This is a genomic window from Mesorhizobium sp. B2-6-4, assembly GCF_006441495.1.
Taxonomy (GTDB): Bacteria; Pseudomonadota; Alphaproteobacteria; order Rhizobiales; family Rhizobiaceae; genus Mesorhizobium.
In genome coordinates this window covers 12,202-27,377 of sequence record NZ_VFUE01000014.1, presented here as the reverse complement: position 1 = coordinate 27,377, position 15,176 = coordinate 12,202, and the positions used below count along the sequence as shown (strand labels likewise).

General features: G+C 62.3%; 16 protein-coding genes. 3 read left to right on the top strand and 13 right to left on the bottom strand.

From position 1 onward, the window contains the following. Nucleotides 1-139 precede the first annotated feature (139 nt). Nucleotides 140-1,039 carry a LysR substrate-binding domain-containing protein gene (locus tag FJ426_RS20045; protein ID WP_140495644.1) on the top strand — a complete coding sequence of 300 codons (900 nt, stop codon included), beginning with the start codon at nucleotides 140-142 and terminating at the stop codon, nucleotides 1,037-1,039. On the opposite strand, the gene FJ426_RS20040 is transcribed toward FJ426_RS20045, so the two are convergent. Both FJ426_RS20040 and FJ426_RS32190 read right to left on the bottom strand, forming a co-directional pair. Further along, nucleotides 1,040-2,020: an alpha/beta hydrolase gene (locus FJ426_RS20040; protein WP_140559611.1), complete on the bottom strand. Its 981-nt coding sequence runs from the start codon at nucleotides 2,018-2,020 to the stop codon at nucleotides 1,040-1,042. It lies immediately after the preceding gene. A 246-nt stretch (nucleotides 2,021-2,266) separates the two neighbouring features. Continuing rightward, on the bottom strand, nucleotides 2,267-2,626 hold the full coding sequence (locus FJ426_RS32190; protein ID WP_318012538.1) for a hypothetical protein: 360 nt from the start codon (nucleotides 2,624-2,626) through the stop codon (nucleotides 2,267-2,269). Nucleotides 2,627-2,758: 132 nt separating this feature from the next. Here FJ426_RS32190 and FJ426_RS20030 point away from each other — a divergent pair, with 132 nt between their 5' ends. Further along, nucleotides 2,759-3,787: an acyltransferase gene (locus tag FJ426_RS20030; RefSeq protein WP_246675576.1), complete on the top strand. Its 1,029-nt coding sequence runs from the start codon at nucleotides 2,759-2,761 to the stop codon at nucleotides 3,785-3,787. 41 nt (nucleotides 3,788-3,828) lie between these two features. Here FJ426_RS20030 and FJ426_RS20025 read toward each other — a convergent pair whose 3' ends face one another. From FJ426_RS20025 to FJ426_RS19970, 11 genes are all read right to left on the bottom strand, one after another. Continuing rightward, a complete protein-coding gene (locus FJ426_RS20025; protein ID WP_140559613.1) occupies nucleotides 3,829-5,958 on the bottom strand; it encodes an ASKHA domain-containing protein in 2,130 nt (709 codons plus the stop codon). Then, on the bottom strand, nucleotides 5,909-6,883 hold the full coding sequence (locus tag FJ426_RS20020; protein WP_140495648.1) for a methyltetrahydrofolate cobalamin methyltransferase: 975 nt from the start codon (nucleotides 6,881-6,883) through the stop codon (nucleotides 5,909-5,911). The genes FJ426_RS20025 and FJ426_RS20020 overlap by 50 nt, the downstream gene beginning before the upstream one ends. Before the next feature lie 81 nt (nucleotides 6,884-6,964). Further along, nucleotides 6,965-8,056, bottom strand: coding sequence for a methylenetetrahydrofolate reductase (locus FJ426_RS20015; protein WP_140516341.1), 1,092 nt, complete (start codon nucleotides 8,054-8,056; stop codon nucleotides 6,965-6,967). Beyond that, nucleotides 8,053-8,676: a methylenetetrahydrofolate reductase C-terminal domain-containing protein gene (locus FJ426_RS20010; RefSeq protein ID WP_140555039.1), complete on the bottom strand. Its 624-nt coding sequence runs from the start codon at nucleotides 8,674-8,676 to the stop codon at nucleotides 8,053-8,055. Before FJ426_RS20010 ends, FJ426_RS20015 begins: the two co-directional genes overlap by 4 nt. Beyond that, a complete protein-coding gene (locus FJ426_RS20005) occupies nucleotides 8,669-8,971 on the bottom strand; it encodes a virulence factor (RefSeq protein ID WP_140516337.1) in 303 nt (100 codons plus the stop codon). The genes FJ426_RS20010 and FJ426_RS20005 overlap by 8 nt, the downstream gene beginning before the upstream one ends. Before the next feature lie 142 nt (nucleotides 8,972-9,113). After that, the gene (locus tag FJ426_RS20000; protein ID WP_140559614.1) at nucleotides 9,114-9,644 is read right to left on the bottom strand and encodes a GNAT family N-acetyltransferase; all 531 of its coding nucleotides are present in this window, start codon (nucleotides 9,642-9,644) and stop codon (nucleotides 9,114-9,116) included. Beyond that, nucleotides 9,632-9,898 carry a DUF6290 family protein gene (locus FJ426_RS19995; RefSeq protein ID WP_140559615.1) on the bottom strand — a complete coding sequence of 89 codons (267 nt, stop codon included), beginning with the start codon at nucleotides 9,896-9,898 and terminating at the stop codon, nucleotides 9,632-9,634. The genes FJ426_RS20000 and FJ426_RS19995 overlap by 13 nt, the downstream gene beginning before the upstream one ends. Before the next feature lie 56 nt (nucleotides 9,899-9,954). Continuing rightward, nucleotides 9,955-10,737 carry a formyl transferase gene (locus FJ426_RS19990; RefSeq protein WP_140559616.1) on the bottom strand — a complete coding sequence of 261 codons (783 nt, stop codon included), beginning with the start codon at nucleotides 10,735-10,737 and terminating at the stop codon, nucleotides 9,955-9,957. A gap of 93 nt (nucleotides 10,738-10,830) precedes the next feature. Beyond that, the gene (locus tag FJ426_RS19985) at nucleotides 10,831-11,406 is read right to left on the bottom strand and encodes a DUF4893 domain-containing protein (protein ID WP_140559617.1); all 576 of its coding nucleotides are present in this window, start codon (nucleotides 11,404-11,406) and stop codon (nucleotides 10,831-10,833) included. A gap of 262 nt (nucleotides 11,407-11,668) precedes the next feature. Continuing rightward, nucleotides 11,669-12,295, bottom strand: a complete 627-nt coding sequence (locus tag FJ426_RS19980) for a DUF1638 domain-containing protein (RefSeq protein WP_140555044.1) — start codon at nucleotides 12,293-12,295, stop codon at nucleotides 11,669-11,671. Between the two features lie 285 nt (nucleotides 12,296-12,580). Beyond that, complete coding sequence (locus FJ426_RS19970) at nucleotides 12,581-13,279, bottom strand: B12-binding domain-containing protein (RefSeq protein ID WP_140495658.1); 699 nt, start codon at nucleotides 13,277-13,279, stop codon at nucleotides 12,581-12,583. Nucleotides 13,280-13,568: 289 nt separating this feature from the next. On the opposite strand from FJ426_RS19970, the gene FJ426_RS19965 reads away from it, so the two are divergent. Then, complete coding sequence (locus FJ426_RS19965) at nucleotides 13,569-15,143, top strand: trimethylamine methyltransferase family protein (RefSeq protein WP_140559618.1); 1,575 nt, start codon at nucleotides 13,569-13,571, stop codon at nucleotides 15,141-15,143. Nucleotides 15,144-15,176 lie beyond the last annotated feature (33 nt).

Genomic DNA, 15,176 nt, shown 5'->3' with positions numbered 1-15,176 from the left:
GGCAGGTCTGTGTCGTGATCGTTTCGTGGCTGCCTTGGCAGCATCCTGCTTCGATGGAGTTGACTATGCGCCCGAACTGATGTTCAATCAAACGAAATGGAATGATAGTTTGCATCAGAAAAATTGAAGGTCGATCGTCATGAACGCCCCACTCAATCATCCGCTGCCGCTGCTGGACCTCGACGTGCTGCGCACTTTCGTGGCGATCGCCGAAACCGGCAGCTTCACCACCGCGGCCAATGCCGTCTTCCGTACGCCCTCGGCGGTCTCCATGCAGATCAAGAAGCTGGAAGATATTCTGGGCCGCTCGGTGTTCGCGCGCGATGCGCGCTCGGTGACGCTGACCACCGACGGGGAAATGCTGCTGGGCTATGCCCGTCGTCTGCTGTCGATCAATCGCGAGGCGGTGTCCAAGTTCATCATTCCCGACATTGTCGGCGTGGTGCGGCTGGGTTCGCCGGACGATTATGGCGAGCGCGTGCTGCCGCATGTGCTGAAGCGTTTTGCGCAGTCGCATCCATCGATCGCCGTCGACGTCACCATCGACCAGAGCAGCAATCTGCGCCGGCGCATGGATGACCGGGCGCTCGACATCACGCTGCTCACCAATTCCTACAAGACCAGCGCGCTCGGCGCCGAGGTGCTGTTGACGGAGCCGATCGTCTGGGCCGGCGCCAAGGGCGGCTGCGCGCATCTGCGCGAACCCTTGCCGGTGTCGCTGTGGGAAGAGGGCTGCGCCTGGCGGGCAGGGGCGCTCGAAGCGCTGAGCCGCGAGGGCCGCAACTACCGCATCGCGTATATGAGCGCGCATACGGCCGGCCAGCGCGCCGCCATCATGTCAGATCTCGCCGTGGCGCCGCTGCCGAAGTCTTTCCTCGGCAACGACATGGTCGAGCTCTGCCCCAAGGACGGCATGCCCGATATCGGCACCTACAACCTCGCCATGGTGGTAGCGCCGGACGCCAGCGCGCCGGTCAAGGCGGTGGCCGACCACATCCGGGCGACGTTCGAAGTCTTCCGGGAAACCGGCAAGTTCTGATCAACCGGGGTACTCTGACTGGAGGCCCTGCCCCGAAGCCTCGGTGGACGGCGCTTCGAAGCCTGCTCCGGCGCCTTCAACAGGGGGTGAGGGGTTCTCGGTCAGAAACGCCACGATCCGTTCGCGCGCGCGGCGCGATTCCGGCATATCGATCAGCGGCCAGACGTGGAACATGCCTTCCTCGTGCACGAGCTCTACCTCGACGCCAGCGGCCCGTGCTTTTTGTGCGAAGATCAGATTGTCGGGCGTGAGAAGATCGCGAGAGCCCGCCAGGAGCAATGTCCTGGGTAGTACCGAGAGATCGCCATAGACGGGGCTGATATGCCAGTCAGTCGGGTCTATTCCGGCACTGTAGAGCCGGATGGCCTCCCGTCCGCCCGCGATGCCCAGCCAGGGATCGTTCCGCTCCGCCTCGAACACCTCGGGGTTTGCAAGCGAGACGTCGAGGCCGGGTGAGATCAGCACATGGCGCGACGGCAAGGGCAGGCCTTCTTCGGCAGCCATCATGGTGAGCACCACGGCCATGTTGCCGCCGGCGGAATCGCCCATGAAGATTATGTCTTCCGCCTCCGTCTCGCCGAGCATCCGGCGATAGACGTCGCCGACCATGCCGAACATGGCGTGGAAGTCATGCTCGGGCGCGATGGGATAGATGGGCACAGTAAAGGCATAGCCCAGCCGGTCGGCCATGTCGGCGATCAGGTGCCAATGATAGGGCGTGATTTCAAAGACATAGGCGCCGCCGTGCAGATAGAGAACCCGCTTGCGCTCGCCGGCCCTGGGGGCGATCTCGTAGACGGGAAAGCCGTCGACGGTGCGCGTCTCGATGTTGAAGCGCTGCTGCACTGACACCGGAGGGTGATGGTCCTCTGTCCGGCGCGCCGCAGCGATCCAGCGCTGCAGGTTTTCCGGGCTGGAAAACGCCTTCTTGCGACTGTGCCTGAGCACGAAGGATACGACGTGGCTTTTCAAACTTGGCATGCGGATACACGAACTTCGGCGGCAGCCGACTAAGAGAAGTCCCCTTCATATTTGAAGATCGTGCCCTGGTCGAAGATGTCAAGATTTACGCTGTGTGCACACGTCGCTGTGATGGGCGCCGCATTTCTCGCGGGAGGGATCAGCGCTGCGGCAGAAGGGCTGCGCGCAGGCGGTTGCTGGTGACGGCCGGAGCCCCTCGCGGGCTCCGGCGCGTGCCGAGCAGTTTGCACTTTTCGGCGAAGGTCATCAGCGCGTAAAGCCCAAAAGCAGGGCGGAAAGCGCCGCCTGCGGGTCGCTGGGCGGCGAGGCCGGCCAGCCGATGTCTTTCTGGACATGCGCCGGCAGGCTGTTCAGGGCGCGGACGGCCTTGTTCCTGGCATGGGCCTGCCTGATGGTCGCACCGTAGCGGCCGAGATTTTCGAACATCGACATTTTCATCTCCCTTGAAGAACGGCGGCGGCCGAGGATTATCTTCGGCCGCCGTTCGATGCCGGGTAAATGCGCCTGCCATGTATCGGTCGGATTTCGCGAAAACGGTGATTTGGTTTCCGGATCAGTCATTCCGGAAACATTTGCATACAAATGAAATTGCAGGGCGATTGACACCCCCGAGCGATCGCTTCTTGGCCGCGTCCAAGAGGGCGTGCCGCGATCCTACCTAGCTTGCCCGTTGACAGCAGATGGCGGATGTCTGCTATTGTGCATTGCAGCATCGGGGGTGCGGGTAAGGAGTATGGCGTGAATGACATTCACACTATCCAATACCTTCGAGGACTCGCCGCTTCCGCGGTAGTTTGCTTTCACATCAACGAACAGTTCGGCGGTCCGTTCGCGGTCGGTGCTGCTGGCGTCGACCTGTTTTTTGTCATCAGCGGTTTCATCATGTGGGTGACCACGGCCGATCGCCCTGCCAATCCACGGCGTTTCATATGGCGTCGGATTGTTCGCATCGTGCCGCTCTATTGGATCGTCACGGTGCTGACCGCGCTGGCAATTTTCCTCAAGCCGCAATTTCTCTACGGACATGTGCTGAGCCCGGAAAATTTTTTCGGCTCGCTGGTGTTTCTTCCGATCGTGCAGGATGGGGTACTTCATCCCGTGGTGATCCAGGGCTGGACGCTGTGCTATGAAATGATGTTTTACGTCATTTTCGCCTTGGCGCTCTTTTTAGGCGAGAAGCAGCGTTTTGCCGCGCTGATCGGCGTGCTGACGGTGATGGTCGCATCGAACTTGCTGCTCAAAGGCTACCGCTTTACCTCTCCCCTCATGCTCGAGTTCGCGGCCGGCATTGTTATCGGGCGGCTGTGGATGGAGGATATTCGGCTCCGGCTTGTGCCGGCGCTGGCGCTGGTTGTTGGCGGATTTCTCCTGTTGATGACGATCCAGATGCTTGACCCCGAGCTGCCTCGTGTTCTGCGTTGGGGTATTCCGGCGACCCTGATCGTTGCCGGAGCGGTTTTTGCCGAGCGTGCCAGACCGTTCAACCCCGTGGCCCTGCTTACATTTTTTGGTAGTGCCTCGTATTCGATCTACTTGTGGCATGTGCTGGTGGTTGTCGTGGTAACTGGCATCATGCTGCGGCTTGGGGTTCCGCCAAATTGGCAGCCGGCGCCGATTGCCTTGATCAGCATCGCGCTTTCCGCGATGCTTTACCTGTCGATTGAAAAGCCGCTGACGGGCTTTCTCAACCGGTCGCGCGTCAAAAGCATGCCGTTGCTGGCTCAGCGGCCCAGCTTGCGCTTGCCATCGAATGAGGCAAACGACTGACAAGCGGCCAAGGCGCCTCGGCGTTGCATTGTGCCCTAATTTTATTCCCGGCCACGTCGCGCGGCGTGGCCTTCGCGCGAGCGCCGGCGCGGGGTGGCGTCGCCGGCGATGCCGTCTTCGCTCACCGTCTTGCGCGGCGGCAGCTTCACCGCCGCCGACAGTTTCGGGAACGGATCGACCTTGTTCGGCAACGCCATCGCATAGACGAAGTGCTCCTGGAATTTGGGCTCCAGTGCGGTCTCGATCTTCTCGATCTGGCCCACCGTCTCCTCGATCTCGCGACGATAGCCGCGATTGAGCAGCGCCATGCGCGCGCCCGCGCCGGCGGCGTTGCCGACGGCCGAGACCTTGTCGAGGTCGCAATCGGGGATCAGGCCCAGCACCATGGCGTATTTCGGATCGATGAAGGAGCCGAAGGCGCCGGCGAAGTGGATGCGGTCGACATGCTCGGTGTTCTGCTTTTCCATCAACAGCTTGGTGCCGGCATAAAGTGCTGCCTTGGCGAGTTGGATGGCGCGCACGTCGGTCTGGGTGATGGTGATCTTCGGCTCGCCTTCCTTCAGCACGTAGGAGAAGGTGCGGCCGTTGGCGACGATACGCGGCGAGCGCATGCTGAGCGATCCGTCGACGACGCCGTCTTCGGAAATGATGCCGGCCAGATACATCTCCGCGACGATCTCGATGATGCCGGAGCCGCAAATGCCGGTGACGCCGGTCGCCTGCACGCTGTCGAGGAAGCCCGGCTCGTCGGACCACAGTTCAGAGCCGATGACGCGGTATTTCGGCTCGAGCGTGTCGGGATCGATGCGCACGCGCTCGATGGCGCCGGGCGCGGCGCGCTGGCCGCCGGAGATTTCGGCGCCTTCGAAGGCCGGACCGGTGGGCGAGGAAGCAGCCACGACCCGGGCACGATTGCCGAGCACGATCTCGGCGTTGGTGCCGACGTCGACGATCAGCATCATCTCGTCCTGACGATGCGGGCCCTCCGACAGCGTCACCGCCGCGGCGTCGGCGCCGACATGGCCGGCGATGCAGGGCAGCATGTAGAGACGTGCGCCCGGGTTGAGCTTGAGACCGATATCCGAGGCCTTGATGCGCACCGCGCCCGAGACGGCGAGCGCGAAGGGCGCGCCGCCGAGCTCGGTCGGATCGATGCCGAGGAACAGATGGTGCATGATCGGATTGCCGACGAAGACGGAATCCAGGATGTCGTTGCGCTGGACACTGCCTTCCGCGCAGACCTTGTCGACGAGGCCCGAGATCGCCTCGCGCACCGCGACCGTCATGCCTTCGCGGCCATCCGGGTTCATCATCACATAGGAGACGCGGCTCATCAGATCCTCGCCGAAGCGGATCTGCGGGTTCGACGTGCCTGACGAAGCGGCGACGCGGCCCGACAGCAGCGACACCAGATGCATGGCGATGGTGGTCGAGCCGATATCGCAGGCCAGCCCATAGGCCTCGTTCTTGAGGCCGGGCCACAAAGCGATGACGCGCGCGATATCGCTGTCGGCATCCTTGTGGATGGCGGCGGTCGCGGTCCAGTTGCCCTTGCGCAAGATGCCCTGCACCTGCGGCAGCAAATAGAAATCGAATTCGAGGTTCTTGAAGTTCCAGTCCTTCATCAGCGCGATCTTGAGCCGGTCGAGATCGCCTGAAGGATTGTGCATGTCGGGTTCTTCGATTTCGACATAGCACATGCGGATTGCCGTATCGCGCGCGATCACCCTGGTGTCGGCATCCTTGCGGATGGTCTGTGCGTTGATGACCGTGTCCTGCGGCACGTCGATGACAAGGTCGCCGAGGATCTGCGCCGAGCAGGAGAGGCGGCGCCGTTCCGGCAGGCCGCGCACGCGCTCATAGCGCTCTTCCTTGGGCCCCTTGGGCGAGATGTGGTCGTTGGAGGAGACGATCTTGTGCTTGGCGAAATTGCCTTCCTGCACCTCGATCTGGCAGCGCCCGCAAGTGGCGCGCCCGCCGCACACGCTCTCGACATAGACGCCGAGCTGGCGCGCGGCGTCGAGCACCGGCGTGCCGACCGGAAACCGCCCGCGTTTGCCCGACGGCATGAACAGCACGAGCGGATCGGTGATGTTGGTATGCGAATTCACGATTGCGCGCTTATCCCCTTGCCATGCGGGCTTCACGACCGCCACGACGGCGACCGCCATTGCCGCCGCCTTCGCCTGGTGCATTGACCGCCGTCGGAGCGGCGACCGCTTGGCCGCCTTCGGCCGGCTTGTAATCCTTATAGGTGCGAATCCAGTTGGTGCAATTCTCGTCGGTGCCGTTCAGAACGTTGGCGCCGCGCACGGCTTCCATTTCCTGCGGACGCACCGGGTTCATGATGGCCGATGTCATGCCGGCGCCGATCACCATCGGGATGAAGGCGGCGTTGATGCCGTGGCGGTGCGGCAGGCCGAAGGAGATGTTGGACAGGCCGCAGGTGGTGTTGACCTTCAGTTCCTCGCGCAGGCGCCGCAGCAGGGCGAACACCTGGCGGCCGGCGTCGCCGAGCGCGCCGATCGGCATGACCAGCGGGTCGACGACGACGTCATGCGCCGGAATGCCGAAATCGGCGCAGCGCTGCACGATCTTCTTGGCGACGGCGAAGCGCACATCCGGATCCATCGAAATGCCGGTCTCGTCATTGGAGATGGCGACGACCGGCACGTTGTATTTCTTGATCAGCGGCAGGATGGCTTCGAGTTTTTCCTCCTCGCCGGTGACGGAGTTGACCAGCGGACGGCCCTTGGCGACCTTGAGCGCCGCCTCGATCGCGGCGGTGACCGAGGAGTCGATCGACAGCGGCAGGTCGACCAAGCCCTGGACGATCTCCAGCGTCTGTACCAGCAATGCCGGCTCGGTCGCGTTGGGGTCGACGGCGGTGACGCCGGCATTGACGTCGAGCATGGTGGCGCCGCAAGCGGCCTGTTCCAGCGCGTCCTTGATGACGGTTTCGAAATTGCCGGCGATCATCTCGGCGGCGAGCTTCTTGCGGCCAGTCGGGTTGATGCGCTCGCCAATCACGCAGAAGGGCTGGTCGAAGCCGATGATGATTTCTCGTGTCGCCGAGGCAACGATGGTCCGGGTCATGAAATCTCTCCGTCGTGATATAAAGAGTTCTTTATATCGTTATCTCTTGTCGATCAAGCGAATGGTGGTTCTCCGCGCAAGTCAATGCGCGGTCTTCACCATGTCCACCTGGGTTTCGGTAACATCGTCGTGCAGGATATGGTCGAGCCGGTCGGCGACCATCTGGTCGTCGCGGCGGATTTCGCGCTTCCACGGCTGGCGGCCCTTCAGCACGCCCGATTCATCGACGATCTCGGCGACATACTCCTCCTGGCGGTAGGCCATCACATGGACGCCTGAAACGCCTGGGATTTCCTTCACCTCGTTGATGATGTCGATGCAGAGCTGCTTGCCTTCCTTCTTCTGGTCCTGGGCGCCTTCCAGCCGCTTGATGACGGTATCGGGAATATGGATTCCCGGCACGTTGGAGCGGATCCATTTGGCGGTCTTGGCCGAGGCGAGCGGTCCGACACCGCACAGGACGAACACTTTCTCCGTGTGGCCGAGATCGCGTGCCTTTTGCATGAAGGTCTTGAACATCGGTACGTCGAAACAATACTGCGTTTGGACGAACTGAGCGCCGGCGGCGATCTTCTTGCCGAGATGGATCGGGCGGAAGTCGAAGGGTGGTGCGAACGGATTGACGGCCGCGCCGAGGAACAACTGCGGCGGCGTGGTGAGCTTGCGGCCGGACAGGAACTTGCCGTTGTCGCGCATGATGCGGATGGTTTCGAGCAGCGACATGGAATCGAGGTCGAACACCGGCTTGGCGCCGGGCTGGTCGCCGGCCTGCACGCCGTCGCCTGTCAGGCACAGCATGTTGGCGACGCCCATGGCAGCCCCGCCCAGCACGTCGCCCTGGATGGCGATGCGGTTCTTGTCCCGGCAGGCGATCTGCATGATCGGTGCGTAGCCCATGCGGGTCAGGAGCGCGCAGATGCCGACCGACGACATATGACAGTTGGCGCCCGACGCATCGACCGCATTGATGGCATCGACCCAGCCGTCGAAGATCTTCGCCCTGTTGTAGACGTCTTCGGGGTCGGCGCTGTCGGGCGGGTTGAGCTCGGTGGTGACCGCGAATTCACCGCGTCGCAGGACGCGTTCGAGCCGGCCGCGCGAGGTGTGGCCGGGCAAGGGGTCGAGCGGCAGATGGATGCCGGCCGGGTTCTCGTCACGCTGGCGGGCGATCATGCGGCCGCTCCGGTCTTCGCATCGGCCGCGGCTTCACGGGCGGCTGCCGCCTGCGCGGTGACGCGCAGCCAGGCGGACGTTTCGCGCAGCGACTGGTCGACCGGCTTCTGCACTGCAAGAATCCTGTCGCCGTGCTCCATGTTGCGCGCCCCTTCCCAGGCCTTGACCCAGACGCAAGGCATATCGGGCTCGACCTCGCAATTGCCGTTGGCGCGCACGCCGCCACAAGGGCCGTTGCGCAGCTGCTTGGGGCAGTTCATCGGGCACGACATGCCGGTCGAGGACAGGATGCACTGGCCGCACATGCGGCAGTCGAACATGAAGCCCTTGACGCGCTTTTCGACAAACTTCACCGGGGCCTCGACACGGCTGTAGCCGATGCCTTTCCACAAAGGATGCAGCAGGAGGAACGTGTCGGCGAAGCGGGCATAGAACCATTCGAGCAGGCGCGAGTGCCGGACTGACCATAATCTCACCGCGAAAGAACGCTGCACGCGGCGCTGTGGCGACACGTCGGCCGGCTTGTAGTCGGATTTCGGTGCCGCCTTCTTGACCAGGGTGGCCTGGGTGACCGGCTGGAGGGCCGCCGGGCTCTCCTTGGCGGGAATGGTTTCAGACATTTTCTTTGCCGCCCGCCTTCACCAGAGCGACCAGCCGCTCGCGGTCATATTTCGCGTCGATGTCCTGGAATGCCTTCTCGACCTCGGCTTCGAGGTCGTCGCCGACCGGAACCGGATCGGCCTTGCGCCATTCGGCTAGATAGTCGTCCGTGCCGCCGGCGCCGGTGCGCATGGCGCACATGTCGATCGCCTCGGTGAAGCGCAGCGGCAGTTCGCGCTTGGCGTTCTGGCGGCCTTTCCTGACGATGACCTGGGCAGGGATGTCGCGCCAGTAGACGACGATCAGATCGGCCATGAATTCTCACTCCTCGATCTGCGAGCATTGCCGCATGCGCAATTGGGCCGCTTGTTATGGGACGACGCGCGCGCATTCAAAAGCGACGCATTTGGATGTCGTAAAATGAAAGGCAATCTTCAATGTCGGCCTGAGGTAGAAATCAGCAGGAATGATCGATGCTGCCATCGAAGCCATTGTGCCTCAGATCGGCAATGCGGACGATCATGCTCCGTTTGGGATCGAATGGAAGATCCTGAAAAGCGAAGTCGCGATAGAAGTCTCTTACGCCTTCGTCCAGCGGGTGTGTGATAACGCCGAAGCAGCCGATATTGCTGGAAAACCGCACCGCCGTCCTGAGCGCAAACAGGAGAAGGGAGCGCCCGCAGCCGCGTCCCTGATATTTGCGATCGACGGCCAACTGGCCGAGCAGGATTACCGGAATGGGATCAGGCCGATTACGCTGTGCCGATTTGGGCAGGTATGCGCGTTCGATATGGCCAGCGCTCAGCGCAACGTAAGCCGCTATCCCACCGGTTTCGGAATCACAGATGAGGCTCGTCCGCGACAATCCATCCTGCTGGTTGCGCCATGCATGACGGCGAAGCCAGTTGTTCAACGACTCACGACCGCAATCGAAAGCGTCCCAGCTGTCATCTCCGGCAAGCGGGCGGGGTGGCGTCAGTCCCGCCATACTGGCCTGGACGCAGCAAGCCTTTGCAGTCCAGGCATGGTCGTTGGCGTCGATTTCGCCCAGGCCTCGAATTGTTCCCAATCGACTGCGGGAATAACGACGACACGGCCGCCCAAAACCTCCATCTCGGCCGCCTCAACAGCCTTGCGCCGAATGAAGTCGCTCAGATTTGTATGAGCCTGCCTGGCGGCGGCCTCGAGAATGTCACGCTCGTCCGAGGTGACGCGAACGCTGACAGGCGCCATGCTGGACATCGATAGGGCTCCATATTTTGTATGACAATAGCATACGATCGCCAGTATCGCCAGCGCTACCAGATGCCGGTTCTGAGCCCCGTCCAGAGATAGAACCAGATCGTCGGGTGGTACCACTGTTTAGATGGCAGGCCTGGATCGAACGTCACGAGTTTTCCGGCCAGAGCATCGCTGACCGCCTCGACGCAGATGTCGCGCGAAAACGCCGTTTGGCGCAGCGCATAGCTTGAGATCGTGTCGCCTGGTTTCGGCTGACCGTAGGCCTGTTTCAGCACGCCGCCCGTATCCACGCCGGCATCGACCAGATGCACCGTGGTGCCGAAATTCGCGGAATCGCCCGATGCCAACGCCCAGTAGCCGCCGTTCATGCCGCGATATTTCGGCGTGATACCTGCATGATAGTTGAGCACCGGGCAAGGCATCCTGGCCAACATGTCCTTCGACAGGAGTCGGCAGCCGTTAAGCAGGACGACGCCTGGCTGGATTCTCTGGATCGCCGCGAGACACTCCGGCCCATTGGCCGAGGCAACATGGATGATCTCCTGGCCCGGCCGCGGCTCGGTATCGAGCTTCTCCTGCGCAATCAACCGGGCGGCATGGCTGGCGTAGAGCCGCTTGCCCAGCCTGCTCAGCACCATCGTGCCGAACTGGCCGATGGCCTGCAGCCAGCCCTGGCGACGGGCACGGCCAAGCAGCAATCGCTTTTTGGATTCAGGGACTTCCAGGATCACGATGACTGGGCCGACACGATCGGCAATGGCGTTGACCATTGCCCATACGTGCTGGCCGCCTCCGGTGACAACCACGATCGGTCTCGGATTGGTTTCCGGTACTGCCATTGATCTTGCCACCCCCGGGACCAACTGCCACGGCCGGAGATTAGACGAGGCGGGTTAATCCTTGGTATGCCGGAGTCGTCAGGAAGGCTCCGCTCAGCGCTTGAACTCCATGATGTCGAGCTTCGATTCGTAATAGGGAGCGGGGAACTCGATGCGCCATTCCCCGGCGCTATTGCGGAAGGCGTAGCCGACCTGGTCGGTCCGGGGGCCGCTGCCATAGGGTTTTGCCTGATCGTTGTTGACGGAACCGGAGCCGAGATAGATCGCACGCTTTTCGCCGTCGTCGAAGAAGCGGCCCTTGGTGCGCTGCGAGCCGGTGAGCTTTTCCAGCCGCCAGCCGGAGCCGTCGTCGGTCACCCTGCATTTGAACCAGCCATAGATAACGAGCGGGCTCAGCCCGCCCACCTTGATGGTGCGGCATTGCCACTTGCCGGTGAGGTCCTTGTCGGAGAAGGCAACCAGCGGCTTGGCCAGCAAGGCGTCGAGCTGCCTGACCTCGCCAGGATTGCCCGCCTTAGCCTCGGCAAGAGCCGCCTTGCGCGTCTCGCCATATTTGTCCAGCCGCGCCTTGTCGGCGGCGGTGATCAGCTTCTGCACCTCGCCGTCAGCAAGCGCGGGCAAGGTGCAGCAGAGAAGGCCGGCAACGGCAAGCATCGCGCGAAGGGTCATCGGCATTCCTCGTCGGTGTCCGGCAGCCGACCGCTGGACGGCGCCTTTGCATGGCTTGCGCGCAATTTACCCATTCGCGGCAGGCTGTCATCCGTGCTTAACAACGAAACCACGCCGCGATCCAAATTAAGGCAATTGGCCTGGGAACAGATCAAGGCCATTCTCCAGTAGAAGGCGGCGATCCGTCCTGTCTTCGCCTTCGGAAAGGGCGATAATCGCCAATCGCCGCGCAAGAGGGCCGCAGCCCAGCCAGCGTCAGACGTCAGACGTCAGCCGCGGCCTTGGCCAGCCCAGCCGTCAGATCGCCATAGCCTGTCGCGCGCCGCTCATAGACGAGGCCAAGCAGTTTCGCGGCCTTTTCCGCGACCTTGTCGAGCTCCGGATCGTCGGTCTGGGCCAGGTAGATCAGCTTCTCGTAATTGCCGAAATAGTCCTTGATCAGCTCCGGATGCCTGTCGAGACCGAGCGGCTTCATGAAGAAGGCATCGAATTGGCGGCAGAGGAAATCGGTCATGTAGAAGGACATCATGTCGTCGTCGGCGACCTTCGCGTAGGCATCCATGCCCTGGTAGAAGGCGAAGCAATGCGGACCGGCCATGCGTTCGACGCCATGCTTCTCGCAGACCCGATCGAGCAGGCCGCCGGTGCCGCAATCGGCGTAACCGACGAAGATGTTGCTGTAGCCTTCCGCCTTGGCCTTTTCGATGGCCTTGTCCATCGCCGGCGCGATGCGGTCCGGATAAAAATGAAACTCGGCCGGAAGGCATGTCAATTCGAGGTGATGGAGCCCGAGCTGTTCCTTGACGGCCAACACCTCGCGCGCAATCATCCCGCAGGCGATGATGAGCAGCTTGTCCGCTTGATTCTGCTTGGGTCTGGGCATCTTCATGAAACCAGCCGAGCCGGCTTTCGTTGCTGTGGGGCGATCTACCGAGAGAGGGATAAACCGTCGATGAAACTGTTACGCATTGCGCCAATCGCAATCCTGGCTTGTGCCCTGGCCCTTTCGGCCTGTGCCAACACCGTTCGCGGCGTCGGCAGGGATATCAAGTCTACCGCGAAAGCCGTTGACGATACCGTCAAGAAACCCTGACCGCCGCTCCCGACATCTGGGAACAAAAAAGCCGCGCTGCAAGGCGCGGCTTCGTCTGTTGAGCGTCCGCCTTGCCTTGTATCAGGCGGAAGCGCGCACATTGTGCTTGCGCTTCATGTAGTCCTTGGCGGTCTCGACCGCCACAGCGGCGTCGCGGCAATAGGCGTCGGCGCCGACCGCCTTGCCGAATTCCTCGTTCAGCGGCGCGCCTCCGACCAGGACCACGTAGTCGTCGCGGATGCCCTTTTCCTTCATCGTGTCGATGACGACCTTCATGTAGGGCATGGTCGTGGTCAGCAGCGCCGACATGCCGATAATGTCCGGCTGGTGCTGCTCGATGGCATCGAGATATTTCTCGACCGCATTGTTGATGCCAAGATCGATGACGTCGAAGCCGGCGCCTTCCATCATCATGCCGACGAGGTTCTTGCCGATGTCGTGGATGTCGCCCTTGACGGTGCCGATCACCATCTTGCCCTGCTTGGGCGCGCCGGTGGCGGCGAGCAGCGGGCGCAGGATGAACATGCCGGCCTTCATCGCATTGGCCGACAGCAACACTTCGGGAACGAACAGGATGCCGTCGCGAAAATCCTCGCCGACGATGCGCATGCCTTCGACCAGCGCTTCCGTGAGCACCTTGTAGGGTGCCCAGCCGCGCTCGAGCAGGATGCGCGTGCCTTCCTCGATCTCTTCCTTCAGACCGTCGTAGAGATCGTCGTGCATCTGCTGCACCAACTCGTCGTCGGAAAGCTCGGAGAGGATAATCTCGTCGTCGGACATTGTTTCTCAGGCTCCTTGCTGCCGGGAACGACCATGGCAGCTTAAAATCAACGCGCCAATACCTAACCCGCAAGGGGCGGGTATCCATAGCTGATTTGCGACTTCCCGCAAAAGGAAAGCGACTGAAAAATCTATCGGTTTTCTTGTCGATTTTGCGACAGGCGTTGGCGCGGACGGGCCGTTTCGAATAGGGTGCATGGCTACGATCCGCCGGAAGCCGCGATAGGCGGCCACAACGGTTCCGGGCCGGGCGCTAGTCAAGCCGGTCCAAATTCAGGGAAGAACGATCATGAGCGAACACGCGGCAGTGGACCAGGAAGCGTCAAACGCGCGACGTGGACGCGGCGCCAGCGGCGGAGCGGCGGCAAGGCGGGCAGCGCGGTCGGGCGGCGGTCCCGGCACCCAGCTCACCTACATCAAGCGCAAGATCAACGTCTATGAAGTGCTGGACGAGGAAGGCCTGGCGCTGATCGAGAAGAACACCGACACGGTGCTCGAAGAAATCGGCATCATCTTCCGCGACGATGCGGAGGCGTTGCAGCTGTGGAAAGAGGCGGGCGCCGACGTCAAGGGCGAGCGCGTGCATTTCCCGAAGGGGCTCTGCCGTTCGCTCTTGAAGACCGCGCCCTCCATCTACACCCAGCATGCCCGCAATTCCGAACGCTCGGTGCAGATCGGCGGCAATGCCACCGTCTTCGCCCCGGTCTACGGACCGCCCTTCGTGCGCGACCTCGACGGCGTCAGGCGTTACGCGACGATCGAGGATTTCCAGAATTTCGTGAAGCTCGCCTACATGGCGCCTTCGATCCACCATTCGGGCGGCACCGTGTGCGAGCCGGTCGACGTACCGGTCAACAAGCGCCATCTCGACATGATCTACGCGCACATCAAATATTCCGACAAACCGTTCATGGGCTCGGTCACCGCGCCGGAACGTGCTGAAGACACGGTCGCCATGGCCAAGCTGGTGTTCGGCGACGACTTCGTCGAAAACAACACGGTCCTGACCAGCCTGATCAACGCCAACTCGCCGATGGTGTTCGACGAGACCATGCTTGGCGCGCTGAAGGTCTATGCGCGCCACAACCAGGCCTGCATCGTCACGCCGTTCATCCTCGCCGGCGCGATGAGCCCGGTGACGGTGGCCGGCACGCTGACCCAGGTGCTTGCCGAGGTGCTTGCCGGCGCTTCGTTCACGCAGCTGATCCGGCCGGGCGCGCCGGTGCTGTTCGGCACGTTCGCCTCGTCGATCTCGATGCAGTCGGGCGCGCCGACCTTCGGCACGCCGGAGCCGTCGCTGGTATCCTACGGCGCCGCACAGCTCGCACGGCGCCTCGGCCTGCCGTTCCGCACCGGCGGTTCGCTCTGCGCTTCCAAAATCCCGGATGCGCAAGCAGCCTATGAAAGTGCCAACACGCTGAACTCGACCATTCTGGCCGGCACCAATTTCGTCCTCCATTCGGCCGGCTGGCTCGAGGGCGGGCTGGCGTCCTGCTACGAAAAATTCATGATGGACATCGACCAGCTCGGCATGACGCAAAAATTCTCCGAAGGCGTCGACCTGTCGGAAAACGGCCAGGCGATGGACGCCATCCGCCAAGTCGGGCCGGGCAGCCACTATCTCGGCTGCGACCACACGCAGGCGAATTTCCAGACTGCCTTCTATCGCTCCAACATCGCCGACAACAATTCATACGAGCAGTGGCTGGCCGAAGGCGAGAAGACCGCGCCGCAGCGCGCCAACGAACTCGCCCGCCGCTGGCTGGAATCTTATGAGGCGCCGCATCTCGATCCGGCGATCGACGAAGCGCTGAAGGACTTCATCGCCAAGAAGAAGGGGTCGATGCCCGACGCCTTCACGTGAAAGGAGCCCGAGTCAGGCGGGGCTAAAGTCGCC